The following is a 26,086-nucleotide window of genomic DNA, read 5'->3' on the forward strand; positions in this document are numbered from 1 at the left end:
TTTATGACAAAAATAGCCCAACACAGGATGTGATATAAGAAATGTCTAAAAAGTTAATATTGATAATACTTCTTTTGTTTTCTATCGGAAATGTATATGGTCATTCAGGAGGATTGGATTCAAGCGGTTGTCACGGGGGGAGTAAGCCCTATCATTGTCATAGGGCACAGTCTGAAATGGTTGGTAACCGACTTAGGTGTGATTTAGGTAGTCGCTCTAAGGAGTGCGCCTCCTCTCTTTATGGAGCTACAAACAGTCTGTACGATGAAGCTACAAACAGTCTGTACGATGAAGCTACAAACAGTCTGTACGATGAAGCTACAAACAGTCTGTACGGCAGATATAAAGCCAACAGTTTTCAAAATCAAAAAGAAAAAGACACCCCAGAAATTAGGTACCAGTCGTTTTCTGTTGAAGGACATACAAATTGGTCCATCTTTAAATACTATCCAAATACTAACAATGAATATGTGGTCGCTAGAACAAACAGTGCGAATCAAGTTGGTTCAATTAACTTTTTCTTTGAACCTAACAAGCAGTGCCGTGAAATGCTTTATTTTAGTATTCAAATGTCAAGCAATTATGAAACCGCATTGAATGAGAAAGGAAAACTAACGTTAAGGTTTGATAACCAAGAAGTAAAAGCAATTGACGTAGATTATATAGCGAGCAAAGGTAAAAATTGGCTGTATATAGACTTAACTCCCTTAAAAGATGAACTATTAGCGAGTACCAACTTCGTTTTTCGAGTTGAAGATTTTATTAAAGACAAGCCAAGTTATCAATTTTCACTAATCGGCTCTCGTGCTTCTTATGCAAAGTCAAAAAACATTTGTTTAAATACAAATACCTACATACTCAACTATTAACAAGCAAGCTAAAATGCAAGCCTGCAGTTAAGAAAATCTTATTATTGGTTAGTTGTCAAATAGTTGTGTTACACCTCTAATTAGGTGGCCAAATTTGTTGTACCACTACAATGAAAGGTAAGCAGGTTTGCGAAGACTGTATATAGAGATAATTTTAGATTTAGGTTAGATAAATGGAAATGAAATTAAGAAAAGTAATTATAATATTGCATATAATTTTTGCATTTAACGTTTTGGCCACAGAACCTGAAAAAATTAATGAGGCAAAAGGTTACTGTGAAAGTTTTCAATTCAATATCGCTGACAATGTTCAGCCTCCTCAAAATATTGAAAAAGCGACTTATGTGTTGCTTAATTCGATACCAAAGGCAGCTAAAGCTGATTTTCTAGAAAATGAAGGAAGTTTTAGAAGTTGTCCTCCAAACCTTGTAGTTAATCGAATTAATATTCAATTAGAGAAATATTGGAATTTAGGAAGTAATGAAGGAAGCTTAGTAAGCGAGCTAAATAAAATGGGTTTTTGGGGGGCAATGGAGCAGACACGACTACTCTTAACCTTGACTTGGTATTTAGGAGAGGGGAAATCTGTTGATTTAAACCTTCCGGTGCGTCAAAAGTTTTTAATAGAGCATGACCAGAAGCCTGTTTTATATGCGGATGTACCCTGTACATTCGATACAAAGCAAAATTTTGCTACCTCCGATACAATGATAGGTGGGTATTCAAGGTTTTTACGTTGGGCGCAATGTGAAAATGGTGATGTCATTAATTATTTATGGGAAAGAGGTTGGTTTAAGCCATCAGAATCAGAGTTTCGAAATTTTTGTGAAGAGCCTTTGGGGGACCAGGAAAGCTTTTGCAAATAGTTTTTGTAACCACCCCATTTTTAGATCAGATCCCGATAGAGTTTTCCTTTAATCGTTGCTCGTAAATCTTGGGTGGTAGATCATTGAGCGATTCATGTGGTCGCTCATAATTATATTCTTCTATCCAACTATCGGTTATTTCTCTTACTTCCGTCAACGACTTAAACAAATAACAATCTAAAATTTCATTTCGGTAAGTTCGATTAAATCGCTCGATAAACGCATTTTGAGTAGGCTTACCAGGCTTTATGAAGTCCAGTTTAACACCGTGCTGCTCAGCCCATAATTCAAGGGCATGAGAAATAAATTCGGGACCGTTATCTTGCCTTAAACGTTTGGGATAGCCTCGATATTCAGCTATACGATCCAGAACACGGATCACACGAGTGGCGGGCATGCCAGTATCAATTTCGATAGCTAACAGCTCTCGATTATAATCATCAATGACGTTGAACGTTCGAAACGAACGGCCGCAGCTTAAGCTGTCGTGCATAAAATCCATTGACCAGCAATCATTAGCGCTCGTCGGTACAGAAAGAGGCTCCGGATCACGAGTCGGCAATCGTTGTTTATGTTTGCGTCGAAGGTTTAGTTTCAAACCGCAATAGACGCGATAAACGCGCTTATGATTCCAATGATGCCCAAGTAACCTCAAGCGCTTAAACATCTTTCTAAAGCCGTATCGCGGATGCTTCTGAGCGAGCTCCGCAAGTACATCAATAATCGCCCTGTCATCAGCCGACTTAGGTTGATAATAATACGTGCAACGACTGATCTTAAATGCCTGACACGCCAACACAACACCTAACCCAAGTTGCACATGTGCATATTGAGCTAACCGCTTTCGCTCTGATGGCTTTATAGCTTTTTTCAATAACGTCTTTGAGCGCCATGTTTTGTAAGCTGACATCGGCAAACATCTTTTTGAGCTTTCTATTTTCGTCTTCAAGCTCTCGAAGGCGCGCCAATTCAGATTGCTTCATGCCACCGTACTTTGATTTCCACTGGTAGTAGGTGCTTTGTCCGACACCGTGCTTGCGACATAAGTCGGGGACGGTTAATGCACCCGTTTCACCTTCTTTCAAAATGGCGAAGATTTGCGTTTCCGTGAATCGTTGTTTTTTCATATTGTTGTCTCCGTTAGGTTAACAGTAAACGGAAAACTCTATAAAAGCGATTCTGATTTTAAGGGAGGGTTACAAATGGTTTACGACAATAAAATGCGGTGCCTTGACAAAGTGAACCTTTATGTATAATTTTTAAAAGTGAACTGTGGTGTTTAATTTTGATTAAAGGTAAAAAGAGTAGGCAATGGATGGGAAGCAGAGTCGACTGTTAAGAGGCGCAACGTGGCAAATTGGGTTAAATAGTCTGAATAACCCTAAAAATTCTAATATCAGAGAGTTTCTTAGAAAGCCTAAGTTCAATGTAAAAGATTCTAATATCACATATAGAGTTATACACACTTGGACTAAAGATGGGTTACTAAGTGATAATCGCCCCGAAGGTTCAGTGTCTTGGCGGCGCCTGAATTTTATTGAAGTCATTTGGATTCGAGTTCTTAATGAGCTACGCAAATATGGTTTATCAAAAAAACAGCTAAGAGAATCGTATAGAACAGCTTTTAATTATTTCACAAAACCTGAAAGTGCCTCTCTATTTGAAGTTGCTGTTTGTTTGGTACTTCAAAAAAAATCTATCACTCTGTGCATTTTTGAGGATGGTTGGCTAGAGCCTATGCTCGAAGATGAAACTTCTATAAATAAAATTCTTAACTTACATGGCAGCTATATACAAATAAACCTTAACAGTTTAATGCGTGAAGTGTTCCCAAACGTTGATAAAGAAGAAGTCAAACTTCCTATGGATATATCCAAGGAAGAAGAAGAGGTATTAGCGATTTTAAAAGCTCAAAACTTAACTCAGCTTTCCATAAGTCTGAAAGGTGGGCAATTAGTTAGTTTAGATAAATATTTTGAATTTAATAACTTTGAAGATGCCAATAAATTTTTGTCAAAAGTTAGGTTTGGTGAAATAAAGATAAAGAAACGACATGGGAAGTTTTGCTTCTATGAAGTAATAGATAAAGAAAATATATAAGTACACTTTACTACTGAAATCCTCAGCTTGAGTTTACTTGAAATTTAAAAATAACTAGTTACTGAAAGCCTCAGCTCTAGTCCATTTAGGATTGGTCTATGATACTGAGTGTTGAGGCTGCCCGTAAGATACTGGGCGATTTAGGTAGTGAATTTTCGGACTCTGAAATTGAAAAATTGGTATTTAGTTTAGAAGAAATGGTAAATATTTCATTTAATTGCCTTCTTGAAGAGGTCAAGCCAAATGAAAAGTAGAAAATCTATTTCGCAAAAGCAGTTAGTCGCGAATCAAAAAAATTCAAAACTGGCCGGCGTAAAATCTAAAGCTGGAAAAAATATCACAAAATTAAATGCTATAAAGCATGGTTGTTTGTCTTGCCATATATTGCCGTATGAGTCGCCTGTATTCGATGAAGTAAAAGCACAACTAGAAAAAGAAATGGAACCTAGGTGTCTACTTCAATATTTGTGTATCGAACGAATAGCCTTGCATACGATTCAGCTTAGAAGGATCTCTTTCGCAGTGAATGAATTCTTGCAAGCCGTTGAAGACCCTAGAGTCGTAGAGTCTTATTTGGATGTTCCTATATTCGATGAAACGGTAGTCAATGAAGGTTATCAGCCCCAAGTCTTACCTGCAGATATGGAGAAGCTCCTGCAAATTTATAGCCGATATGAAACGGCAACAGAGAATCGCTTATACCGAGCGATTAAAGAATATAAACAGTTATCAAATTAAAAATGGATTCGTTTGGAAATATGAAAGCAGTCATTTATTGTCGCGTATCTTCGCGCAAACAGGTTGACCAAGGTCACGGTTTAGATGGGCAAGAATCTCGATGTTTTGCTTATGCCGAGAATAATAAAATGGACGTTATATCAGTTTTTAAGGATGAAGCAATTTCTGGTGGTGACGATGTAAGGCCTTCGTTATATGAACTTATTGAATTAGTAGAGCAGCACGATGAAAAAGTATTCGTTATCGTTGATGACATAAATCGCTTAGCTAGAGATGTAGTTCTTCATAGAGGCTTAAAAGCTTTAATTGAAAAAGCTGGAGGTGAATTACGCAGTGTAAATTTGCATTTAGATAACTCACCCGAAGGGCAATTCGTTGAGACTATCGTTGCAGCAACAGGTGAGCTTGAAAGAGAACAAAATAAGCGTAGGGTACTAAGCAGACAAAAGGCGCGTTTAGAAGCAGGGTATTGGACATTCTACCCACCATTAGGTTACCGGTATGAAAAAGATCCTGTTCACGGTAAATTGCTCGTACCATATGAGCCTGCGGCAACCATTATAAGGCAAGCATATGAAAATTTTGCATCAGGTGAATTGGAAACTCAAGCTGATGTTAAAGCATTCTTTGAAACGAGTGGGCTTAAAAACTCTAGGGGCAATAAATATGAAATTCGATTTGAAGAGGTTAAACGTATTTTAACTCGTCAAATATATACAGGATATATTGAATACCCGAAGTGGCAAGTAAAGTTAAGGCAAGGGCATCATAAGCCAATTGTACCTTTTAGTGTCTTTAAAAGAGTTCAGGAAAAGATCAACGGTAAGAAAAAAGCTTATAAAAGCTGTAATGAGGAAGACTTTGCTTTGCGAGGCCTTTTATTGTGCTCTGGCTGCGGTGAGCCTTTAACTGCATCTTGGAGCAAAGGCCGAAATAAGAAATATGCTTATTACCGTTGCAAAAATACACATGGTTGTAGTGTTAAATCTAAAAGTATTAGTAGAGATCAAGTGGAAAATGATTTTGTTGAGGTATTACAAGACATCCATGTGAAATCTGAAGTATTAAAACTAGCTCAGGTGATTAGTGAAAAAGTTTTTAAAAATCGCTCCGAAGATAGAGGTAAACAAACCAAGTTATTGCGAAAGTCGCTGTCAGATATTGAGGATCGGAAGTCTTTAGTCATCGACAAAATTATCAAATCCACAAATGGTATTGTTATTCAAGCGCTAGAAAACGAAGTTGATAAGTTAGAGCAAGAAAAAATAATTGTGGAACAATCTATAAATGACAGTGCAAAAGATAATGTAAATTTATCTGATTTACTCTCTAAAGTTAGTGATTTTTTAATGTCGCCAGCCAGTTATTGGCAAGAAGGTAACTTAAAACAAAAGAGGCTGGTTCAAAACTTAGTATTTACAGATAGAGTTGAGTACTCAAAAATAACTAAATTTGGAACCGCCAATTATTCTTTGCCATTCAAGCTGTTACAGCTTGAGAACGGAAAAAAATGTGAAGTGGTGGAGCGGGGGGGATTTGAACCCCCGTCCGAAAAACCTACATCCTCGGTACTACATGCTTAGTCGTTCTTTTGTTTAACCAGTCAGACCCCGAACGACAGGGTTCTTTCTGGTGAGTCTGATACTGTTTCGCGGTTCACCGTCAGACACAGTTCCCTCGCTAACCCATTTAGTGTGACCATCGCTTCTCAAGCCAATAGGTGAGACTTTGAGAGGATGGCTAGCATTAAGCTGCTAGTGCGAACGTTTCGTCGTTTGCAACTATAGTTTTGCGGCTTTTTACCAGGCCAACCGCCCCTGGGCATGCACCTTGGGTTTCGTGAATCCCGTCGAATCCTGAATCCGCCCCGAGTATCATTTTACCGTTGGTGTAAACACTTACACGATTTAACGCTAAGTGACTGATATCGAGCATTCTAGCCCGTCTGAGTATGATGAGCAAGAGTTAAATTCAAGCTCATTGTGTTTCATTTTGTGTACCACGTTTATTTGGACAAATGTTAATCCACTAAATTCATTTGTAGGTTAAAACTCCTTCAAAATTGTTTGAATCAGTATCTGATTATTATCAATAGTTATTTAATTTTTTTTACCGTTTTTTGGGGATTCTTAGGTCTGACGTTAACCGCGATCTGAATTACTACATGATGGAGCAAGTTTTTACACTATTTGTACAACCGAAAATGTTTTTGTTTTACCGACCCATTCTAATTGCACCCTCCGTGGTTTGGCACTTTTTTTGCTAGGCATGCTGCGAGTTTTTACAGGAGACAAAAAATAACATGAAACAGAAACTACTTATTATATTTATTGCTATTTTAAGTTTGTCAATGACGGCTAAGTCATCGGCTAACTTGATACATCTTGAAGGTGAGATTGAATATCAAACTGACGTCGTTCACATTAGTTTTTCTATTGCTCAAGATACCAGCGATCTTAGATTCTGGACTGACAGCTTTATGAATGGGCTGAACTTCGACCCTATTGCCGCTCTTTGGGATTCTTCTGGAGTGTATATAGGCCAGAGTGATGATAATCCATTTGTTAATCCCGAGACGCAAACAGTCTATGATTCAGGATTCAGTCTTAGCTTTTTGGCAGCGGGTGACTATATCTTGACGATAGCGTCATATTCAAACTTTGCTTCAGGCTCTCATTTAAGTGAAGGATTTAGATATGATAGCTTAGATCCTGTTCCTATTGAGCAACACTGGACGAGAGGAACTGGATATTATAGTGTTTGGCTAGATGGAGTTGACTCAGCCCGAGTGGTTTCAGAGCCAAGTACCATGATGATGGTATTACTCGGCCTGACTGGATTAGTACTGCGTCGATTTAAGCGTCGATAGACATTCTATCTATCGATTAATCAACAACTCGTAAAACTCCGAAAAGCTCTGCCTGCTCTTGCCAGAGCTTCTTGCTTGTTACATAAGGGGCAAATCGATTTTTCACATTGTTGTCTTCATTACGTTGACAAAAAGCGGAAACCCCTAACCAGCCGATTCTAACTCTAGGTGAAGGTTAAACAGGTACAATACGTAGCAAAACCTCACGCGCCAACGATCACATTGCGCCAATTGGTTCTGAAGTTTATCAAAATTAATTTTTTAGAAAACTATCCTGATATCGATGCGCTGAATGCGTACAAACCTTGCGATTTTCCAATCACTTGCTCCCATGTTTATTCTGTAAAGTTTTTGTTAATAAGGTATACTGGCGGTCTTTGAGATTACAACAAAGAATAACAACGAGGTAATGATGGCTCAAAATAAATTATTGGAAGTCTATGAAAAGTGGAGCAAGTTTCCCTTTGGAAATCGACTTTTTTCCTGGTTTTTTGCTCGCTGGGCTCCGTATTTTAAAACCATAAATCCACAGGTCAAAGAGTTGCGAAACGGCTATTGTAAAGTCGTTATTCCTAAGCGAAAAAGCGTTGAGAACCACATCGGCACCGTACACGCGATTGCTGTATGTAATGGTATGGAGTTGGCCATGGGGGCGGTTTGTGAAGCCAGTATTCCGTCACATCTGCGCTGGATACCTAAGTCTATGACCGTTGATTACACGGCAAAAGCCGGCAGTGATGTCACTTGTATTGCAGACTTGGCTGGCAAAGAGTGGCAACCGGGTGATTTTGGTGTGCCCGTTGAAGCCTTCGACGAAAATGGCGTGACGGTGGCTAAAGGGGTGATCACTGTGTGGGTAAGTAACAAGAAAAAATAGTGGCTAGCAAGTAGTCACTTTGTCGTTAAAGATAAAAAGCCTGCGATTGCAGGCTTTTTATTGTTAATGCGATTAGCGCGTTTTGTGTTTCATGATTCGACCTTGGTCGACCTTCCATTCGCGGTCTTTGATATCGGCGCGCTTATCATGAGATTTTTTACCTTTACCTAAGCAAAACTCAAGTTTTACCCAATTGCGTTTCCAATACATAGCGGTGGCAATAAGCGAGTAACCCTGGCGATCAACTGCGCCTATCAAGCGGTCGATTTCTCGGCGGTTGAGTAGGAGTTTTCTATCTCGTCTAGGATCACAAACCACATGACTTGACGCACTAATTAACGGCTGTATTTCAGCACCGAGTAAATAGGCTTGACGGTCTTTGATAAACACATAGCAGTCGGAAATGTTTACTTTACCTTGGCGGATTGCTTTGATTTCCCAGCCCTGTAACTCCATACCCGCTTCAAATTTATCGGATAAGGTGTATTCGTGCCTCGCCTTTTTGTTTAAAGCGATGGTATTACTTGATTGTTTATTTGATTTTTTCTTAGCCATAACAGCGCCTATTATACGTATAACCACAAACAATGGTACTGATTAAAATAAATTTTAGTAAATTTTACAGATGTGATTTTAGATTTCCTTTGATATGATGTGGCGGCGAAAACAGGAGGGCAAATGCCAGCGATTAACCGTAGTGCACTGGTCATGCGAAGTGCTGCTGATATGTATCAATTAATTAACGATGTCGTTAAATACCCTGAATTTTTACCCGGTTGCAGTGATGCTAAAATTATCAGTCATAACAGCGACTCTATGGTTGCCTCATTGAAGATAGCCAAAGGCGGTGTGCAAAAGTGGTTTACCACTAAAAATACGCTTGTCGATGGACAAAAAGTGATTATGCAATTACACGATGGGCCGTTTAAAAAGTTGCAAGGTTACTGGCAGCTAACGCCATTAAGCAGTGATGCATGTAAAATTGAATTAACCTTAGACTATGAGTTTTCCAGTAAAATTATAGAGCTAGCATTTGGAAGAGTGTTTGATAGCGTGGCAAACTCGATGGTTAGTGCGTTCACCCAACGAGCAAAACAGGTGTAAATGTTATGCAACAAGTATCAATAGAAGTCGTCTACGCATTGCCGAATGAACAAACTTTAATGTCGTTGCTAGTCGATGAAGGCGCTACCGTTGAACAGGCAATTGCTGAGTCGGGAATTTGCCATCAATACCCTGAAATAGACTTGCAAGTAAATAAAGTTGGCATATGGAATAAAGCGGTAAAACTACAGCAAGTAGTGCAAGACGGCGATCGAATTGAAATATATCGTCCTCTGATTGCCGATCCAAAAGAAGTTCGCAAACGTCGAGCTGAAAAGGCTAAGCTTGAAGGTCGCGCCGATAAGGTCACTGGTGGCCGTGTAAATCCATTGCGAGGTAGCAATGATTCCGGCGAATAGTCATCTCGTTAAAAAATAAAGCGACTTAATTGTGACGTTGCACAGCCTTGTTCGCTAAAGTCGCTTTGATAACCTTGGTTATTGGGTTCAAATAACTGTTCTAGCTTGGTTAAGTAAAATTGTAGGCTATCTTGAATCTGCATTGCTAATGAAAACAAACTCAACGTTGATTTACCTGTTCGGTTGATACCTTGCGGGTCGATAACCGTTGATTGCGTTACGCCAACGTGATCTGGATTACTTACAACTAACGATACTGACGCCTCTATCGCCGGATATTCTGAGGAGGTGTACATTTCGAGCTTTTGAATTTGAACTTTTGTTGTTCCATCCCAAGCTTCTTCAGCTACGTCGGCCTTGGCTTGATGCGAAACGCTTAAAACAAGTGCACACATCAACACAGAACAAACAAACGCGATACGCAGTTTGAAATTTGATAACAACGCGGTCAATAAGTCTGTGTCCATAACAAGCTCCTTAATAAAGTTGGATCGTTGACGGTGCGAAAAACGCACGCTGTTAAGTGGTTCTGAGTTTGTGTCGCATTTTTCGTTCCCGTTCATATCTTTATAGCAACGGTCACTCATACTCACGTCTTACTCTATAGCTCGGCAAATAATTCGGTAAGATTTTTAACACCGTAAATATTACGTTAACTCTTTGTTAAGAGCGAGTTGTTATCGACAAATCGCCTTGTTTTCGGGATAAGTGGTGCTAAACCAGTCTTTTTTATATGTAAAAGCTCGCCTTCGATATCAATACGTGATTAGGAGCAACAAATAAACCCAACCAGTTACACCTGCAAACGAACCAATCGATACCTGATCTAAGCCGGTTATATTGTTAACTCATAGCGCCGGCGATTTTGATTTTTTAAATGTAACCGGTTTCTTTTTTGCCCTGTGTAATTAGTTGAAAAATCGCATTATTAATCTTCGTTAGCTTGTGTGTGTACCCACTATTGAGCGTCAGTTTTCTTTACAAAGTTTGTTCGCCTGTATACCGCATTTTCTTTGCAAACTTTTAACTAATTGTATAACTGCACCTTTTTCGAAAAGGCTTGAAATATGCATCATCTTTCTAGGCAACGTCAATACAATAAATCTTGTGAGGTGAACATGAAAAAATATTTAACAGCAATTTTAGCCAGTATTGGTTTAATGATGTCAGCGTCGGCATATTCAGAAGCTGTGGACTTTGTCGCGTTAGAAGAAACCGAAGGTGAAGGTGGCACAGATGTATTAGTCGTAACTACATCAGAATGGACGGTAACGATAACAGCCAGTGGCGGTTTTGCCTATTTAGACGGTCCTTCAGGAGGGGAAGTTGGTGGTCTTGGCGCTTGTCAAAACCTCGATGCTAACGATCAATGTGATCCGCGCAGTGATGATAACGTCACGCTTGGTGAGTCGTTAACATTTACCTTTAGTGGTATTGCAGATCGCTCAGCAGCCATACTTGCTCAACTTTGGTTTAACAACAACCACGATGGTGGTTTCGGTGAAGGCAACAATAATGTTGAAATTTCTTTTGATTCAGTTGTTGCTGATTACGAGACGCTTATTGTCGACATGAACTCAGGTGATCAAGAAGGTATTCCAGAAGCATACGGTGATACATTTGCGGTTAGTTTTCAAGGTATTGCATTAGTGAATGGCGATTCGTTTACCGTGTCACATATTAACGGTAATAGCGATTTCTATATGGCTGCGATGGCTACCTTTCAAGGACCTGATCCACGCATCGGCATTTTGGTTCCAGAGCCAACCAACATTATGCTATTAGCTCTTGGGTTAATGGGCATCGTTGTAAGTCGCCGCAAGCGCACGCTATAGGATATCTTCACTCTATGATACGATGCGGTCGAAAACGCATTGGTTAACTCACAAAACACGTGAGCAACTCGAACAAGCCTAGATAGTTATCTGGGTTTGTTTTTGTCTGTTATTATGTGATGCCAAATTTATTGTTCTGTTTACACCTTACTTATCAAGGTGATTTGTCATCTCGCGATGACAAGTCACCCACTAACAGCGTCGTAATAGATGTCATGTAGGGCCGCTTTAACGGTAGGTGGATTGGCCAACCAGTGTTTACCACTGTTCTATGGCAATCCCAATATTCTTACCGATTCATTCGCAGTAAAACCTGTATTAAACTAACGGTGATGCATAAGCGAATGTATAGAGGTAATTTATAGAAGTGGTGCGACGCATCCTTTGCGTTATCGTCTATGACGCTGAATCTAGGGGGCAGGTAATGCAGAGTTGTCCCCGATTAACCTCGCTGTTTTATCTACTTTTCGTATTTAAGTTTGTACAAGTACGTTCAACGACGCTGTTATTCGTCACATACCAGTTTGTAATAAATACGCCTAAAAACAAAGGCAATTTAGGCAACGTCTACATTGACTATACTGTCGTCTACAACACGAATCTATAACACGCAGCGACAATAAACAGTTGCAATTAGTTTGTGTGGTCATGGGAACGAATGACGTAATGACTGGAAATTTTCATTTTGTTGTATAAATTTACACAAATTTAACCATTAAGGGTATAAGCCAAAGTGAGCAGACGCCTTTTTCTATCGGGCTCTCAGTCTAAAAACACTCTGTATTTCAACGGTTAACAGTTCCATATTGGATGTCGGTATTTTTTACAATAAGGTAATCGCCGTTTAACTTAACCAAATTCATGTCGCTAAGCTTCTGTTTATATGTATTTTTTTTATTGTGGCTGATTATTTGCATGGTTTCGCTTGGTAAAAACAACAATTTGTTAATTAAAACGAGGAAACTTATGAAAAAATTACTTTGTTCATTAATTGGTGCGGCAGGGCTGATAATGGCCTCGTCAGCATCGGCCACTGTCATTAACTTTATGGAGCTTGCTAAAGATAACGAGCAAGGTCAGTTAGAGTGGGTTTTTGATATTGGTGGTGCAACGTTGACCATCACGGCAAACGACGGAACCCCTGCCTACGCTTATTTAGATGATGCCAATTCGGCCGGTCTCGAAGGTGGTTTAGGTGTCTGTTCAAACGTGAATGCTAACATGCAATGTGTACCAGGCAATGACGATAACATCACGGTAGGAGAGTCACTGACCTTTACCTTCACCGACATCGCAAACGGTGCCTATGTAAGCCTTGAGCAATTGTGGTTTAACAATAACCACGACGAGGGCTTTTTTGACGGTGACGCAATTGAGGTTAGTTTTTCTACTACTCGCAGTAAATTTGCCTTTGACGTGTTAGGGGATGGTGTTCTGGTTGATGAACCTACACGCACACGCAGTGGTTCAGGTGGTGCTTTTGGTAACTACGCGTGGATAAGTGATGGCGGAGAAGTTACGTTTACAGAAGGTCAGTCATTCACCGTGTCATATCTTAATCAAGAGTTTTATGTTGCAGCGTTAGAGGCGAGAGTGGTTCCAGAGCCTCACAACATTGCATTATTGGCATTGGGCCTAGCTGGTTTAGCGGTAAGTCGTCGCAGACGTCGCTAATACCACACCTACCGAATAAATAGGTTGATTGAAAAGCGTCGTTAAACGGCGCTTTTTTATGCTTGTTGCGTTTTGTGTTTGCTGCTTTTGATGATTGTTGCTTTAAACTGTGTTAATGGTACACAAGTAAGTCGTATTTTAATCGCATAAAACGGTCTTTGCAGTGAGACAGTATTTTTTAGGCTGTTATCCAGCCTGTTTGCGTATCGTTAGCTAGCGGCGAGAAAGGCGCGCTTTTTCGCCGGTTGAAGCTGGTTTAACAGAGCTGCGCAGCGCTTACCACTTGTTGGCGAAACCAAATGTGGCTGGGCTCATGGTGTAACAACGGAGACCAAATCATTTTTAGTTCGATATCGGGAATATCAAACGGCGGCGCTAATACCGCATACGCCGGATCGGCTTTATGCACCTCCGCCGCTTTACTGGGCAAGGTTGCAATTAATTGAGCATCATGGGCAAGCTGCATAGCAACGTGGTAATTACGAGTAAACACTTTTATGTCTCTGTGTTTTCCGATACGCGCTAATGCTTCATCTACCCAACCTAACTTTTGCACATCTTTAGGGTTCATACCCAAGCCAACACCAAATCCCGTTTTTGATACCCACACGTGTTTACTGGCCAAATAACTAGCCAAATTAAAATCGTTGAGTACGGGATTGTCTACACGCGTTAAACAACTAAAGCTATCTCGCCACAACACTTTTTGATGAAACGATTGCGGTAGTTCATTAAACAAGTTAATGGCCATATCTATCTTGCCATCCTCGACATCTCGAAAGGTGACGTCACTTGGGGTCATGATATCAATTGTCGTTTGACTGGCGATGGTGCTAAGTTGTTCCAGTAATTTGGGCAGTAGGGTTGAAGCAGCATAGTCGCTTGCCATGATGCGATAGACGCGTTTTGACTGCTCTGGAATAAAATCGGCGTCAACCTGTTGCAGGGCATCTTTGGTGGATAATAAAATTTGTCGTATTTTCGGGGCGAGAATTAATGCGCGTTCGGTGGGAACCATGCCATCAGATGTACGAACCAATACGGGATCGTTGAGCAAGGTGCGCAAACGCTTTAAGCTATTGCTCATTGCCGGTTGGGTGATACCGAGGTGACCAGCCGCTTTGGTGACGTTTTTCTCTCTTAGCAAAACATCAAAAGCAACCAGTAAATTAAGGTCAATATTGTATATATTCATAGCATTTATTTAACTATAGTTTTTATGAATATAAAAGAGGGGGCAATTGATTTGTTTCAATTTATCGGCAACGGCCTGCCAATATCAACAGGCCGAGTCACGATGCGTTTGTGTGATCTTAAATACTATAGACTAAGGTCAGCGAGGTTTCGGTGCGAGTTTTTTCTATATCGCCATCAACATTGGTATTGTGATCAATGGTAAAGGCGAATTTTAATGCTAGCGATTCAATAAGCTTGGTACTTATCGAACTCACCGATTTAAACTTACTATTTTGCCCTGATTCGGCGGCGAGTTCGGCACTTAGCGTTTGTTTGTAACTGACCTTCTTGTACAGTTGTCGCTCATACGTTGCCGCGGTACGAACAATAAATGCACTCTCGGTGCGATTGTTGTGCTGCTCTGACTGGGCGATTTCATCTATTTTAAAACCCGGACCAATCTCGGCATCGAAGTACGCGTCTTTGGTTTCGTACCAGCGGCGACCCCAACCGGCTGCAACCGAAGCTTGAAAGTCAAAACCGTTAAATCTATCGGCTTCGTATGAGCCGAAGCCAAATAGATAATTTTGCCCGCCTTCTTCTAAGGTGTAGTTACTTTGCAATGAGGTCAGCCATTTTTGGTCGGTTGTTTCAAAGCGTTTCTCACCGGACGTGGCATCGGTTACTTCCGATTTTCGCCCAAAAATATCGAAAATCCAGTTGGTGCGTAACTTGCCAATTTCGTGACTAAAATCCGAACGAGCTTTCGTGATGAAGTAATCATTGTCACTGGTGTTAAAAAATGTGCCCACTTCGACCGAGCCGGTCAGGGTGGGGGGCGTAAGATCGCATTCGGGAAGACCTATGAATTCTTCTGGTGGAATTTCATCGGTAAAGTGATAGCAATCAGGGGTATCTACTGGCGTTAGTGCGTCAACAATGTCTCCGACAGGATTAGTCGCAGAGTGTGATTGATTGGCAAAAATAGCAGTGGAATAAAAGCAAAGTAATACGAAACTAATTCTTTTCATCATCTAACGCTTACATTTTTATTATCGTTATTAGCTACACAGAGCGGGAGCACTGTGGGTATACACAGACTGCGTATACGCGCAGGGATTATATATAAATTAGCGGGTGAATAGAACCGAATCTGGCTAATTAAACCTTATTGAATAGCCGAGATAAAAAACAGGGCTTAACCGAGCCCTGTTTTTTTGTTTTACATTAATGATTTGGAAATTTGCGCGATGTGCTATTTTATCACCGCGTTTAATTCACCGTTGGCGTAACGAGCAAACATAGATTCAAGCGAAATCGGTTTGATCTTGCTTGCATTACCTGCGGTATTGAATGCTTCGTAACGCGCTTTACAAATTTCGTACATTGCTTGGGTACTCGTAGCTAGGTACTTACGCGGGTCGAATTCGCTTGGGTTTTGCGCCATAAAACGACGAATAGCGCCTGTCGATGCTAAACGTAAATCAGTATCAATATTTACCTTGCGAACGCCGTTTTTAATACCTTCGATGATTTGCTCTACCGGCACGCCATAAGTTTCTGGTATTTCGCCGCCATATTCATTAATAATTGCTAACCACTCTTGTGGCACCGATGATGAACCGTGCATAACCAAGTGGGTATTGGGAATGCGCTCGTGGATCGCTTTGATCCGGTCGATAGCCAAAATATCACCTGTTGGTGGACGAGTGAATTTGTATGCACCGTGTGAAGTACCACAGGCAATTGCCAACGCGTCAACGTTGGTTTGTTTAACAAAGTCTGCCGCTTCTTCGGGGTCGGTTAGCAGTTGTTCGCGGCTCAATACGCCTTCTGCGCCAACGCCGTCTTCCTCACCCGCCATACCCGTTTCAAGCGAGCCCAAACAGCCGAGTTCACCTTCTACCGATACACCACACGCGTGTGCCATAGCAACAGCTTGTTTGGTAACCTCTAGGTTGTACTCATAGCTCGATGGGGTTTTGCCGTCTTCCATCAGAGAGCCATCCATCATAACTGATGAAAAGCCCAATTGAATTGAACGTTGGCATACCGCTGGAGAGGTGCCGTGATCTTGGTGCATGGCAACAGGGATATGCGGAAATTCTTCAACTGCGGCTAAGATCAGGTGACGCAAAAATGGTGCGCCAGCGTATTTGCGAGCACCCGCCGATGCTTGCAATATCACCGGACTATCTGTTTCGTCGGCGGCCTGCATAATGGCGCGGACTTGCTCTAGGTTATTAACGTTAAAAGCGGGAATACCGTAGTCATGCTCTGCGGCATGATCAAGCATTTGGCGCATCGAAATTAAAGCCATTTGTAACACTCCTTAAGTGCAATAGCAGCATAACCTATGGTTTAGGCATGCATCATTCAAGTTGTAATAGTTATATTGTGTTTTTTATTGTTGTTATATTTATGTATCGCTAGAGCTTTACAGCCCTAGCGCTTTTGCTTAACCAACGCAGTTGGTTAAGCGTTTGCTGCGCGCGCTTCAAGCATCGCTACAGCGGGTAATTTTTTGCCCTCTAAAAACTCTAAAAACGCGCCACCACCGGTGGAAATATACGAGATTTTATCGGCGATGTTGTATTTGTCGACCGCGGCTAAGGTGTCACCACCACCGGCTATCGAAAATGCATCAGAGTTGGCAATTGCTTTGGCAATCGCTTCTGTACCGGAACCAAATTGATCAAATTCAAATACGCCAACAGGACCATTCCAAACGATGGTTCCCGCGTTTGCTAAAATGTTTGCTAGTGCTTGTGCCGACTGTGGACCAATATCGAAAATCATTTCATCATCAGCGACGTCATTGACGCTCTTTAACGTAGCCGTTGCGTCGGCGGAAAACTCTTTGCCAACGACTACATCACTAGGTACAGGAATATCACCGTTGTTGGCTTGCGCATCTTGGGTTAGGCGAATTGCCTCATCGATTAAGTCAGCTTCATACAGAGACTTACCAACATTGTGGCCTTGTGCGGCGATGAAGGTGTTAGCGATACCACCGCCAACAACGAGTTGATCAACCACTTTTGCCAGTGACTCTAGTACAGTTAATTTGGTCGATACCTTAGAGCCACCAACGATAGCTACCAATGGGCGTTTAGGATTGTCTAACGCCTTGCCTAAGGCATCGAGCTCACCAGCGAGTAACGGGCCCGCACAGGCGATGGGGGCGAATTGACCAACGCCGTGGGTGCTTGCTTGAGCGCGATGAGCCGTGCCAAACGCATCCATGACATAAACATCACACAACGAGGCAAGTTGCTTTGCTAGCTGATCATCGTTTTTCTTCTCACCGACGTTAAAGCGCACATTTTCAAAAACAACAAGCTCACCGTCTTTGACATCAACACCATTTAAATAGTCTTTCTCAAGACGCACAGGTATGTTTAATGCGTTACTTAGGTAATCAGCTACCACTTGCAGTGAAAACTCCTCGTTGTACTCACCTTCCACAGGACGACCTAAGTGTGACATAACCATCACTTTCGCATTTTGTGATAATGCGTGTTGAATGGTGGGTATGGCGGCTCTAAGGCGAGCGTCTGAGGTGATGATGCCATTGTTAACAGGCACATTCAGATCTTCGCGAATAAGAACGCGCTTGCCAGTTAAATCTAAATCAGTCATTTTAATTACTGACATGGTTCGACTCCGTATTTTTGATAATATTTCGTGTTATCTAGCTTGTTGCATGCTAAGGGCGGTATCTAACATGCGATTTGCAAACCCCCACTCATTGTCACACCACACCAACAGCTTAACCAAGCGTTTGTGACTGACTCGAGTTGAGTTGCCATCAACAATCGATGAATGAGGGTCGTGGTTAAAATCACTCGACACCAACGGCTCTGTAGTGAACCCTAAAATGCCTTGTAATGGCCCGTCGAGAGCGTCGATAATTGCTTGATTTACCGTATCAATGTTGACATCGGTGTTTAAGGTAACGCTCAAATCCATGGCTGTAACATTAATTGTAGGTACTCGTACGGCAATTGCCTCAAAGCGACCTGATAATTTTGGTAAAATGCGCTCGATCCCGGCAGCTAACTTAGTGTCTACAGGAATAATGGACTGGCTTGCTGCACGCGATAGACGCAAATCATCGTGGTATGCATCAATGACCTGTTGATCGTGCATCGACGAGTGTATGGTGGTAATGGTACCGCTTTCAACACCAAAAGCTTGGTCGAGAACCTGAATTACCGGCACAATACAATTTGTTGTACACGAGCCGTTAGAAACAATGTTATCCAATGCCGTTAACAGCTGGTGATTGATACCGTAAATAATGGTCTTATCAACATCATTTTGCGCAGGATGAGAGAACAGTACTTTTTTAGCACCGCAGTCAATATGGGCCTGTGCGCTCGCCCTGTCTTTAAATACGCCGGTGCACTCTAAGACAATATCGACGTCGTATTGTTGCCAAGGCAATTTAGTGATGTCTGATTGGTGAAGCAAGGCAATGTCATCACCGGCAACCGATAGTTTTTGGTCGCGATAGCGCACGTCAAAAGCGAAACGGCCGTGATTGGTATCGTACTTGAGCAGATGCGCGATGCCTTCAGGCTTTGCCAGTTCATTAATCGCGACCACCCGAAATTGGTCGGTTCGACCGGTTTCGTAGAGAGAGCGCAAGATACTTCGACCGATGCGGCCAAAGCCATTAATAGCAATATTTATGGTCATTTAGTTTCAGGCCGAGTGTTGGCTCGGCCAGTGTTAGTTAGTCTATTAATCGAGTAATTCACGAGCCACTTTTACCGCATTTTCAACGGTAAAGCCGAACAGTTTAAACAGTTGGTCAGCTGGTGCTGACTCACCAAAGGTGGTCATGCCAATAACGCGCCCTTCGAGGCCTACATATTTATACCAAAAATCAGCGATGCCCGCTTCGATGGCGACTCGAGCGGTCACGTCTTTTGGCAATACACTGTTGCGGTATTCTTCGCTTTGAGCATCAAACGCATCAGTACATGGCATAGAAATAACGCGCACGTTTTTGTCGCTGAGTTGCTCTGCCGCCGCCATAGCCAATTCAACTTCCGAACCGGTGGCGATGAAAATGATATCTGGGTGCTGTTCACAGTCTTTTAATATGTATCCGCCGCGTGCGATATTACGCAACTGCTGAGCGTCGCGAGGCTGCTGGGCTAATCCCTGGCGGGTAAAGGTAAGTGTTGTCGGCCCTTCAGTGCGCTCAATGGCCATTTTCCAAGCAACGGCAGATTCTACTGCATCACACGGACGCCAGTTATACAGATTTGGTGTCGCGCGCAATGATGCCAGTTGTTCGACAGGCTGATGTGTAGGTCCGTCTTCACCCAAACCGATAGAATCATGGGTATAGACAAAAATATTGCGTTGTTTCATTAGCGCTGCCATGCGCACCGCATTGCGAGCATATTCCATAAACATCAGGAAGGTTGCGCCATAAGGTACAAACCCACCGTGTAGGGCAATACCGTTCATAATTGCCGACATGCCAAACTCGCGCACACCGTAATACAAGTAGTTACCTGATGCGTCATCAGCGCTAATGCCTTTGGCACCTGACCACAAGGTTAAATTTGAGCCGGCTAAGTCAGCAGAGCCACCCAAAAATTCTGGCAAGATAGGGCCGTATGCTTCTAAACAGTTTTGACTCGCCTTGCGCGTGGCAATGTTTTCTGGATTCGCTTGCAGCTGTTCAATGTATTGCTGAGTATGCTGTTGCCAGTTTTCGGGCAGTTTACCATTGTTGCGGCGTTCAAACTCTTTTGCCAATTCGGGGTGCTGCTGTGCGTATTCATTGAATAGGGCGAGCCACTGTGATTCCTGTTGTTTGCCTTGTTCGTTTGCATTCCAGCTTTGACGGATATCTTCAGGGATGTCAAATGGGGCATGCGGCCAGTTTAAAAATTGACGCGCGGCGCTAATTTCATCATCGCCTAACGGTGCTCCGTGACAGTCGTGACTACCACTCTTGTTCGGTGAGCCATAACCGATAACTGTTTTGGTGCAAATCAGAGTTGGTTTTGAGGTCTGAGCTTTTGCTTCGTTGATAGCGGCTTCAATTTGTTCAGGGTTGTGACCATCAACGTCACGTACTACGTGCCAGCCATAGGCTTCAAAGCGCGCCGGTGTATCATCAGAAAACCAACCTTCAACATGACCGTCGATGGAAATGCCATTGTCGTCCCAAAATGCGATAAGTTTGCCTAATCCCAACGTACCAGCAAGCGAACACGCTTCGTGTGAAATACCTTCCATTAAGCAACCGTCACCCATAAACACCCAAGTGTAATGGTCAACAATATCAAACTGTTCGCGGTTAAATTGAGCTGCTAAGGTCTTTTCAGCGATGGCAAAGCCAACCGCATTAGCAATCCCTTGACCAAGTGGTCCGGTAGTCGTTTCAACACCATCTGTATAACCGTACTCTGGATGACCAGGCGTTTTTGAGTGAAGCTGACGAAAGTTTTTTAAATCATCGATACTGACGTCGTAGCCAGTTAAGTGCAGCAACGAGTATATAAGCATAGAGCCGTGACCATTCGATAATACGAAGCGGTCGCGGTTGGCCCATTGTGGGTTGCTAGGGTTGTGCTTTAAATGGTCACACCATAACACTTGGGCAATATCGGCCATACCCATTGGCGCGCCTGGGTGTCCTGACTTGGCTTTTTGCACTGCATCCATACTGAGTGCGCGAATGGCGTTTGCTTGTTGCTGACGAGTCGGCATGTTTGGCTCCACTGAAATCATTGTTATTTTTAAAGCGCACATTTTCGCTTACTCAGCGGGTAGGATCAATGATAAATCAGTGGATTTTGTAAATTGTTTTTGTTTACCCCAACAATTACAACGACTCATTTATATAAGCATGGGAAGATGAAACGTCAACTAAGCTCAGGTTTTCAATTGTTTAGTCACCAAAAATCAAGGTGAAAATCTCACTACTGTAGCGTTGTAGCAAATTCACAAAACGGTGTTTCTGCGGCTGAAAGTTTTTAAAATTACTTTTTTAATGACGTTGAGATGTGGCTTTTATGGCGCTATTTCACGTGTGTGAGAGTTTTTTATCTAGGTTTAGTCTATTAAATAGCTCGATTTTAGTAGGTTTTGTTTTTTATTTTGAAAGTTTTTAGCTTGCTTTTACCGGCTGCTTTGAACCGTCAAACAGGCAACGAGTGGCGTCCCTGAGACGATTTGAACGTCCGACCTAGTGCTTAGGAGGCGGATGTCAAGAATTTGCCGTTAAAAAAAAATGGTTATTTATCAGGAACTGAATTTTTTAAATTTAAATTCATAGCATGAATATAGCTTATAATACAAAGAGTTATATAAGCATTGATAAATACTGTGTGATATTTGTGGCGTCCCGAGCAGGATTCGAACCTGCGGCTTTCAGCTTAGGAGGCTGACACTCTATCCACCTGAGTTACCGGGACATATCAATGTGTGAATTAGACTACAAAGTTCTCTTAATTTTTTCAATGAGTAAAGCTTGCTTCTAGCTCAGTCTTGTCTCAACTCAACTTTTTGCAAAAACTTGAGCATATGGTGTTCGGCTAATAACTCGACTAGAGAATTTTGCATATGTTGATAGACATCTTCGATATCTAAACAATGAATCTTATGTAAATAATCTTTACCAGCATAAGCTTCAATTCTATCTCGATGCATTGGCTCCATCGTAAAAACAACGTCAGCCCAATTTAGAAGTTCTATAGTACATAGCTGAGTTCCATGTTTTTCACAGTACTTAGCACTTAAACCAGCAGACTTGAATTTATGTTCAGTCTTTAAACTCTTAAAAAAGTCTTCGGCCGTTTTAGAACGGTGCAAATTTGAAGTACATAAAAAAAGGTGTTAATTTGCATCGAAAATTGATCCACTTCAACCCCTAATTTGCATCCAAAACTGATCCACTTCTTTAATTAACTCTCGCACTCCTTCGCGGGAGAAAATTTGGAGTGATAGATGTGTCATTATTAAGCGTTTTAAGACGTTGGCATTTCAAAGATGGAAAGTCACAACGGCAAATAGCCAGAGAAACGGGTTTATCTCGAAATACCGTTAAGAAATACCTTGAACAAGACTGTGTTGAGCCAAACTACCCGAAACGAGAGACGGTAAGTAAGCTGGATGAATACAAGGATATTCTTAGCAAATGGTTAGACAAAGATTCTAAGCGCCGAAGAAAAGAGCGCCGAACCGCTAAGCGATTACACAAAGAACTTGTTGAACTGGGCTTTACTGGCTCATACGACCGAGTTTGTGCCTTTGTAAGGCAATGGCGTGAAGAGAAAAAGATAGCCGCGCATGGCTTGAATAAGAAGGTCTTTGTGCCTCTCGAATTTGCACCAGGTGAAGCGTTTCAATTTGATTGGGGCGAGAACTATGCTTATGTTGGCCACCGCAAAATCAAACTGCAAGTTGCTCATTTCAAGCTAAGCCATGCCAAGGCTTTCTTCTTGAGAGCTTACCTTACTCAAACCCATGAAATGCTATTTGATGCGCACCAACAAGCCTTTCGGGTGTTTGGTGGTGTTGCTGAGCGTGGTATATACGACAACATGAAAACCGCTGTCGATAAAGTTGGCAAAGGCAAAAAACGAGATGTTAATCGCCGCTTTCAAGCCATGGCAGGCCATTATTTGTTTGAAGCTGAGTTCTGTAACCCAGCCGCAGGCTGGGAGAAAGGACAAGTTGAAAAGAACGTTCGTGATGCCAGAGGCAGTATTTGGCCTGATGCACCAAGGTGCAAAACTCTAGATGAGTTAAACCTATGGCTAGAGCAAAAATGCCAAGCCCAATGGCAAGAAATTATGCACCCTAGTTATGATGATCGGACTGTTGAACAAGTGTGGTTAGAAGAGAAGAAACACTTGATGAAAGTGATTTCTCCATTCGATGGTTTCATCGAACACACGAAAAAGGTTTCTTCAACATGCCTCGTTAACTTCGAACGTAACAGGTACAGCGTACCTGCTAGCTTTGCAAACCGTTTCGTGAGTGTTCGAACCTACCCTGACCGCCTTGAATTCATTGCTGAAGAGCACAAGGTTGCGGCGCATAAGCGCCAGTTTAACCGTGACCACGGCCAACATGGCGTAGTTGTTTATGACTGGCACCACTATCTGTTAGTGGCTCAGCGAAAGCCTGGTGCATTGCGTAACGGTGCACCATTCAAAGAGCAACCTGAATGCTTCAAACACTTACAAAGCATCTTGCTTAAACGTGAAGGCGGAGACCGTGAAATGGTTGATATCTTGTCGCTTGTACTGCATCACGATGAAAAGCTTGTGGAGAAAGCCGTCGAGCTAAGTTTGAACGTGGGGCTTACCTCAAAGCAGCATGTTATCAATTGTTTAAATCGTTTGATGGATAAACCAGAGCCTAAACCATTGCCTGTTAAAACAGCCCTCAAGCTTAGAGAAGAACCAACAACCGATACCAGTGTTTATGAACAACTAAGAGGGCGAAAGCATGCACATTGAAGCTCTGTTAAACACGTTAAAAACCTTAAAGTTGCATGGAATCAAAAGCAGCGTAAATGATTTGGCCGTACAAAACTCTCCTGCGTTTACCCAAGCCATTCCGATACTGGAAACCCTGCTTAAAGCAGAAGTTGCCGACCGTGAAGTACGCTCTATTGCGTATCAAATGAAGGTTGCCAAGTTTCCTGCCTATCGAGACTTATATGGCTTTGACTTCAATGAAAGCAGTGTTGATGAAGATCTAATTAAAGGGCTTCATCGCTGTGAATTCATTGAAGATAGCCAAAACATTGTCTTCGTTGGTGGTCCAGGTACAGGTAAAACACACTTAGCCACAGCCATTGCTGTTCAAGCTATCCAACATCATCACTTAAGAGTTCGTTTCTTTTCAACCGTTGAGTTAATAAACGAACTTGAGAAAGAAAAGCTTGATGGCAAATCCGGTCGACTTGCTAACCGATTAATGAGTGTAGATCTTGTTATCCTTGATGAGCTTGGCTATGTGCCATTCAGCCAAAATGGTGGTGCGTTACTATTTCATTTGCTCAGCAAGCTCTATGAAAAAACAAGCATAGCAATAACAACTAACCTCAATTTCACAGAATGGTCAAAGGTATTTGGTGATGCAAAAATGACAACCGCATTACTAGATAGGCTCACTCACCATTGTCATATCATTGAAACCGGTAATGAAAGCTACCGCTTCAAAGAATCATCTGCGGCAAAAAAACTGAAGGAGAAATAACTGGTAATAAATTGTTAAAAATGGTCATAATAGACCTAATTAGGCGGATCATTTTTCAATGCAAATAGTGGATCAGTTTTAAATGCAAATTAACAAACATAATTGCTATGCAACAGAACTTTGTATAATCTGGCTGCATCCCGCAATAGCCAAATATCGGGTTAGGTGCTTACATATTGTGATAGGGTCAATTTACTAATAAGTAGGAGTTGGAATCAACATGAACAATTCAGTAGTTGGTGGAGTAATCGTTGTAATTATCGTTGTGGTCATTGCTGTCTTAGCTTCAAAGCGCAAAAAATAAAAGACTACAATTAGGTGGAGCAGTTATCATATTCCGCTTGAAATTTAGTCCTATTGTACGTATTTTTTTTTGCCCCTTATTTTTTTATGGGAAATGGTTTCTCTTGGGTGATATGATACTCAATTGATAGACGATAGGTATCCCTTTTTAAAGGCGTATAGATAAGACTTTTAAGTTTTTAATGCTATTGAAATCCCCACTGATAACATAACTAAGCTAGCAATTTTGTTTATCGTAATAACGTGACTAGAGTTATTTAGTTTTGAACCTGCAACGCTAGCAAAATAGGAAAATCCAAGATTTACGGTACCAAAAGCTATCGTCGAACAGAGCATTATTTTTAACATATCTATCAGATTAGTATCTTTTAGCTCCACGAAAGCTGGGAATAATGCAACATAAAACAATATGGCTTTGGGGTTACTAATAGTTAACATAAATCCTGACATGATATCGGACAATTGATTTTTGTCGTTTATTTTGTAAAGTGTTACTTGAAAACCAAAGAGATATGCCGAACCAAATCAAATATATTGAACACAAATATTGTATATAAATAAATGTAGTGCCCATAGTCTCAGCAACGATTGCCAAGCCTGAGATAGCAAATAAAATAAAAATATAATCGGCAATTATTACGCCAATAGTCAGATACAACCCACGTTTAAAACCTCCAGTTAGGGATGCTGAAGTTATAGTTATAACTGCTGGACCCGGTACTAAAGCGACTACTATCATAGCTAGAAATAGTCCTAGAAAGCTTTCAAGAGACAATGTTTAACACCCTTTTACTTTTAGCTGTTACTTAAAGTGCCAGACAAACATCTAATATACGAGATATCTAACATTACTTTCACTCCATAGATCAGCCACAGATACTTACTAATTAACTAATACATTGCAAGAAATTAAATCTACATAGGAAATTTATTGAATTGGTGAATAAATTTGAATCCCAGCGCCCTGGTTATCTAAGACATAGAAAAATAATATATTGACACCGTTTTTGTACAGCGTTAGTATTAAATCTATCGGCTTATAGAGACGCCGTTACCGCTACAAGATGAATT

25 protein-coding genes, 1 tRNA gene, 1 other RNA gene and 1 pseudogene are annotated in these 26,086 nt (G+C 41.4%); 14 read left to right on the forward strand and 14 right to left on the reverse strand.

Annotation, left to right across the window (positions count from 1 at the left end):
- Nucleotides 1-41: 41 nt before the first annotated feature.
- On the forward strand, nucleotides 42-869 hold the full coding sequence (locus ACAY30_RS04940) for a hypothetical protein (protein ID WP_290250549.1): 828 nt from the start codon (nucleotides 42-44) through the stop codon (nucleotides 867-869).
- A 173-nt stretch (nucleotides 870-1,042) separates the two neighbouring features.
- Complete coding sequence (locus ACAY30_RS04945) at nucleotides 1,043-1,735, forward strand: hypothetical protein (protein ID WP_290250548.1); 693 nt, start codon at nucleotides 1,043-1,045, stop codon at nucleotides 1,733-1,735.
- A gap of 25 nt (nucleotides 1,736-1,760) precedes the next feature.
- On the opposite strand, the gene ACAY30_RS04950 is transcribed toward ACAY30_RS04945, so the two are convergent.
- Nucleotides 1,761-2,862, reverse strand: a protein-coding gene (locus tag ACAY30_RS04950; protein ID WP_290250547.1) for an IS3 family transposase whose coding sequence is annotated in 2 segments (ribosomal slippage) — nucleotides 1,761-2,607 and nucleotides 2,606-2,862 — 1,104 coding nt in all. Because the reading frame shifts where the segments join, the coding sequence is not laid out codon by codon here.
- Nucleotides 2,863-3,046: 184 nt separating this feature from the next.
- Here ACAY30_RS04950 and ACAY30_RS04955 point away from each other — a divergent pair.
- The 4 genes and pseudogenes from ACAY30_RS04955 to ACAY30_RS04970 all read left to right on the forward strand — a co-directional run.
- A complete protein-coding gene (locus ACAY30_RS04955; RefSeq protein ID WP_290250546.1) occupies nucleotides 3,047-3,835 on the forward strand; it encodes a hypothetical protein in 789 nt (262 codons plus the stop codon).
- Nucleotides 3,836-3,933: 98 nt separating this feature from the next.
- The gene (locus ACAY30_RS04960) at nucleotides 3,934-4,089 is read left to right on the forward strand and encodes a hypothetical protein (protein ID WP_290250545.1); all 156 of its coding nucleotides are present in this window, start codon (nucleotides 3,934-3,936) and stop codon (nucleotides 4,087-4,089) included.
- The gene (locus ACAY30_RS04965; protein WP_290250544.1) at nucleotides 4,079-4,573 is read left to right on the forward strand and encodes a hypothetical protein; all 495 of its coding nucleotides are present in this window, start codon (nucleotides 4,079-4,081) and stop codon (nucleotides 4,571-4,573) included. Before ACAY30_RS04960 ends, ACAY30_RS04965 begins: the two co-directional genes overlap by 11 nt.
- Nucleotides 4,574-4,593: 20 nt before the next feature.
- Nucleotides 4,594-5,550: pseudogene (locus ACAY30_RS04970) on the forward strand (recombinase family protein); the annotation flags it as partial.
- A gap of 541 nt (nucleotides 5,551-6,091) precedes the next feature.
- Here ACAY30_RS04970 and ssrA read toward each other — a convergent pair.
- Nucleotides 6,092-6,442, reverse strand: a transfer-messenger RNA (tmRNA) gene (gene ssrA, locus ACAY30_RS04975).
- Nucleotides 6,443-6,875: 433 nt separating this feature from the next.
- Between ssrA and ACAY30_RS04980 the strand changes: the two genes are divergently transcribed.
- Both ACAY30_RS04980 and ACAY30_RS04985 read left to right on the forward strand, forming a co-directional pair.
- A complete protein-coding gene (locus ACAY30_RS04980) occupies nucleotides 6,876-7,442 on the forward strand; it encodes a DVUA0089 family protein (RefSeq protein ID WP_290250543.1) in 567 nt (188 codons plus the stop codon).
- A 412-nt stretch (nucleotides 7,443-7,854) separates the two neighbouring features.
- Nucleotides 7,855-8,319 carry a hotdog fold domain-containing protein gene (locus tag ACAY30_RS04985; protein WP_290250542.1) on the forward strand — a complete coding sequence of 155 codons (465 nt, stop codon included), beginning with the start codon at nucleotides 7,855-7,857 and terminating at the stop codon, nucleotides 8,317-8,319.
- A gap of 72 nt (nucleotides 8,320-8,391) precedes the next feature.
- Here ACAY30_RS04985 and smpB read toward each other — a convergent pair whose 3' ends face one another.
- Complete coding sequence (smpB, locus tag ACAY30_RS04990) at nucleotides 8,392-8,874, reverse strand: SsrA-binding protein SmpB (RefSeq protein ID WP_290250541.1); 483 nt, start codon at nucleotides 8,872-8,874, stop codon at nucleotides 8,392-8,394.
- Nucleotides 8,875-8,997: 123 nt separating this feature from the next.
- Here smpB and ACAY30_RS04995 point away from each other — a divergent pair, with 123 nt between their 5' ends.
- Nucleotides 8,998-9,423: a type II toxin-antitoxin system RatA family toxin gene (locus ACAY30_RS04995; protein WP_290250540.1), complete on the forward strand. Its 426-nt coding sequence runs from the start codon at nucleotides 8,998-9,000 to the stop codon at nucleotides 9,421-9,423.
- Between the two features lie 5 nt (nucleotides 9,424-9,428).
- The gene (locus tag ACAY30_RS05000; protein WP_290250539.1) at nucleotides 9,429-9,782 is read left to right on the forward strand and encodes an RnfH family protein; all 354 of its coding nucleotides are present in this window, start codon (nucleotides 9,429-9,431) and stop codon (nucleotides 9,780-9,782) included.
- A gap of 8 nt (nucleotides 9,783-9,790) precedes the next feature.
- On the opposite strand, the gene ACAY30_RS05005 is transcribed toward ACAY30_RS05000, so the two are convergent.
- A complete protein-coding gene (locus tag ACAY30_RS05005; protein WP_290250538.1) occupies nucleotides 9,791-10,249 on the reverse strand; it encodes a hypothetical protein in 459 nt (152 codons plus the stop codon).
- 651 nt (nucleotides 10,250-10,900) lie between these two features.
- On the opposite strand from ACAY30_RS05005, the gene ACAY30_RS05010 reads away from it, so the two are divergent.
- Nucleotides 10,901-11,617 carry a PEP-CTERM sorting domain-containing protein gene (locus ACAY30_RS05010; RefSeq protein WP_290250537.1) on the forward strand — a complete coding sequence of 239 codons (717 nt, stop codon included), beginning with the start codon at nucleotides 10,901-10,903 and terminating at the stop codon, nucleotides 11,615-11,617.
- Between the two features lie 966 nt (nucleotides 11,618-12,583).
- Nucleotides 12,584-13,291, forward strand: a complete 708-nt coding sequence (locus ACAY30_RS05015; RefSeq protein ID WP_290250536.1) for a PEP-CTERM sorting domain-containing protein — start codon at nucleotides 12,584-12,586, stop codon at nucleotides 13,289-13,291.
- 256 nt (nucleotides 13,292-13,547) lie between these two features.
- Here ACAY30_RS05015 and ACAY30_RS05020 read toward each other — a convergent pair whose 3' ends face one another.
- The 8 genes from ACAY30_RS05020 to ACAY30_RS05055 all read right to left on the reverse strand — a co-directional run bounded on the left by ACAY30_RS05020 (nucleotide 13,548) and on the right by ACAY30_RS05055 (nucleotide 22,150).
- Nucleotides 13,548-14,486, reverse strand: a complete 939-nt coding sequence (locus tag ACAY30_RS05020) for a LysR family transcriptional regulator (protein ID WP_290250535.1) — start codon at nucleotides 14,484-14,486, stop codon at nucleotides 13,548-13,550.
- A 118-nt stretch (nucleotides 14,487-14,604) separates the two neighbouring features.
- The gene (locus ACAY30_RS05025) at nucleotides 14,605-15,501 is read right to left on the reverse strand and encodes a YdiY family protein (protein WP_290250534.1); all 897 of its coding nucleotides are present in this window, start codon (nucleotides 15,499-15,501) and stop codon (nucleotides 14,605-14,607) included.
- A gap of 221 nt (nucleotides 15,502-15,722) precedes the next feature.
- Nucleotides 15,723-16,787, reverse strand: coding sequence for a class II fructose-bisphosphate aldolase (gene fba / locus ACAY30_RS05030; protein ID WP_290250533.1), 1,065 nt, complete (start codon nucleotides 16,785-16,787; stop codon nucleotides 15,723-15,725).
- Nucleotides 16,788-16,942: 155 nt separating this feature from the next.
- The gene (locus tag ACAY30_RS05035) at nucleotides 16,943-18,124 is read right to left on the reverse strand and encodes a phosphoglycerate kinase (protein WP_290250532.1); all 1,182 of its coding nucleotides are present in this window, start codon (nucleotides 18,122-18,124) and stop codon (nucleotides 16,943-16,945) included.
- 33 nt (nucleotides 18,125-18,157) lie between these two features.
- Nucleotides 18,158-19,171: an erythrose-4-phosphate dehydrogenase gene (epd, locus tag ACAY30_RS05040; protein ID WP_290250531.1), complete on the reverse strand. Its 1,014-nt coding sequence runs from the start codon at nucleotides 19,169-19,171 to the stop codon at nucleotides 18,158-18,160.
- A gap of 45 nt (nucleotides 19,172-19,216) precedes the next feature.
- Entirely contained in the window at nucleotides 19,217-21,208 is a 1,992-nt protein-coding gene (gene tkt, locus ACAY30_RS05045; protein WP_290250530.1) for a transketolase, read from the reverse strand.
- Nucleotides 21,209-21,838: 630 nt separating this feature from the next.
- Nucleotides 21,839-21,915 (reverse strand) — tRNA-Arg (locus ACAY30_RS05050).
- Nucleotides 21,916-21,982: 67 nt separating this feature from the next.
- A complete protein-coding gene (locus tag ACAY30_RS05055; protein WP_290250529.1) occupies nucleotides 21,983-22,150 on the reverse strand; it encodes a hypothetical protein in 168 nt (55 codons plus the stop codon).
- Between the two features lie 299 nt (nucleotides 22,151-22,449).
- Here ACAY30_RS05055 and istA point away from each other — a divergent pair, with 299 nt between their 5' ends.
- Both istA and istB read left to right on the forward strand, forming a co-directional pair.
- A complete protein-coding gene (gene istA, locus ACAY30_RS05060) occupies nucleotides 22,450-23,967 on the forward strand; it encodes an IS21 family transposase (protein ID WP_290250528.1) in 1,518 nt (505 codons plus the stop codon).
- Nucleotides 23,957-24,712, forward strand: coding sequence for an IS21-like element helper ATPase IstB (gene istB, locus ACAY30_RS05065; protein ID WP_290250527.1), 756 nt, complete (start codon nucleotides 23,957-23,959; stop codon nucleotides 24,710-24,712). Before istA ends, istB begins: the two co-directional genes overlap by 11 nt.
- 474 nt (nucleotides 24,713-25,186) lie before the next feature.
- Here istB and ACAY30_RS05070 read toward each other — a convergent pair whose 3' ends face one another.
- Entirely contained in the window at nucleotides 25,187-25,465 is a 279-nt protein-coding gene (locus tag ACAY30_RS05070; protein ID WP_353958574.1) for a LysE family transporter, read from the reverse strand.
- Nucleotides 25,440-25,754, reverse strand: coding sequence for a LysE family transporter (locus ACAY30_RS05075; RefSeq protein WP_353958579.1), 315 nt, complete (start codon nucleotides 25,752-25,754; stop codon nucleotides 25,440-25,442). Before ACAY30_RS05075 ends, ACAY30_RS05070 begins: the two co-directional genes overlap by 26 nt.
- Nucleotides 25,755-26,086: the final 332 nt, after the last annotated feature.

Source organism: Thalassotalea ponticola, assembly GCF_041379045.1.
Lineage (GTDB): Bacteria > Pseudomonadota > Gammaproteobacteria > Enterobacterales > Alteromonadaceae > Thalassotalea_A > Thalassotalea_A ponticola.

Excerpts from the sequence above, each read along its gene's own strand:
- ACAY30_RS05035 (WP_290250532.1), bottom strand. The coding sequence starts at position 18,124 with ATGTCAGTAATTAAAATGACTGATTTAGATTTAACTGGCAAGCGCGTT.
- ACAY30_RS05075 (WP_353958579.1), bottom strand. The coding sequence starts at position 25,754 with ATGATAGTAGTCGCTTTAGTACCGGGTCCAGCAGTTATAACTATAACT.
- fba (WP_290250533.1), bottom strand. The coding sequence starts at position 16,787 with ATGGCTTTAATTTCGATGCGCCAAATGCTTGATCATGCCGCAGAGCAT.
- ACAY30_RS05020 (WP_290250535.1), bottom strand. The coding sequence starts at position 14,486 with ATGAATATATACAATATTGACCTTAATTTACTGGTTGCTTTTGATGTT.
- ACAY30_RS04980 (WP_290250543.1), top strand. The coding sequence starts at position 6,876 with ATGAAACAGAAACTACTTATTATATTTATTGCTATTTTAAGTTTGTCA.
- istB (WP_290250527.1), top strand. The coding sequence starts at position 23,957 with ATGCACATTGAAGCTCTGTTAAACACGTTAAAAACCTTAAAGTTGCAT.
- ACAY30_RS05055 (WP_290250529.1), bottom strand. The coding sequence starts at position 22,150 with ATGCATCGAGATAGAATTGAAGCTTATGCTGGTAAAGATTATTTACAT.
- smpB (WP_290250541.1), bottom strand. The coding sequence starts at position 8,874 with ATGGCTAAGAAAAAATCAAATAAACAATCAAGTAATACCATCGCTTTA.
- ACAY30_RS04955 (WP_290250546.1), top strand. The coding sequence starts at position 3,047 with ATGGATGGGAAGCAGAGTCGACTGTTAAGAGGCGCAACGTGGCAAATT.
- epd (WP_290250531.1), bottom strand. The coding sequence starts at position 19,171 with ATGACCATAAATATTGCTATTAATGGCTTTGGCCGCATCGGTCGAAGT.
- ACAY30_RS05000 (WP_290250539.1), top strand. The coding sequence starts at position 9,429 with ATGCAACAAGTATCAATAGAAGTCGTCTACGCATTGCCGAATGAACAA.
- ACAY30_RS05015 (WP_290250536.1), top strand. The coding sequence starts at position 12,584 with ATGAAAAAATTACTTTGTTCATTAATTGGTGCGGCAGGGCTGATAATG.
- tkt (WP_290250530.1), bottom strand. The coding sequence starts at position 21,208 with ATGCCGACTCGTCAGCAACAAGCAAACGCCATTCGCGCACTCAGTATG.
- ACAY30_RS05010 (WP_290250537.1), top strand. The coding sequence starts at position 10,901 with ATGAAAAAATATTTAACAGCAATTTTAGCCAGTATTGGTTTAATGATG.
- ACAY30_RS04965 (WP_290250544.1), top strand. The coding sequence starts at position 4,079 with ATGAAAAGTAGAAAATCTATTTCGCAAAAGCAGTTAGTCGCGAATCAA.
- ACAY30_RS05070 (WP_353958574.1), bottom strand. The coding sequence starts at position 25,465 with ATGTCAGGATTTATGTTAACTATTAGTAACCCCAAAGCCATATTGTTT.
- ACAY30_RS05025 (WP_290250534.1), bottom strand. The coding sequence starts at position 15,501 with ATGATGAAAAGAATTAGTTTCGTATTACTTTGCTTTTATTCCACTGCT.
- ACAY30_RS04945 (WP_290250548.1), top strand. The coding sequence starts at position 1,043 with ATGGAAATGAAATTAAGAAAAGTAATTATAATATTGCATATAATTTTT.
- ACAY30_RS04985 (WP_290250542.1), top strand. The coding sequence starts at position 7,855 with ATGGCTCAAAATAAATTATTGGAAGTCTATGAAAAGTGGAGCAAGTTT.
- ACAY30_RS04995 (WP_290250540.1), top strand. The coding sequence starts at position 8,998 with ATGCCAGCGATTAACCGTAGTGCACTGGTCATGCGAAGTGCTGCTGAT.
- ACAY30_RS04940 (WP_290250549.1), top strand. The coding sequence starts at position 42 with ATGTCTAAAAAGTTAATATTGATAATACTTCTTTTGTTTTCTATCGGA.
- ACAY30_RS04960 (WP_290250545.1), top strand. The coding sequence starts at position 3,934 with ATGATACTGAGTGTTGAGGCTGCCCGTAAGATACTGGGCGATTTAGGT.
- ACAY30_RS05005 (WP_290250538.1), bottom strand. The coding sequence starts at position 10,249 with ATGGACACAGACTTATTGACCGCGTTGTTATCAAATTTCAAACTGCGT.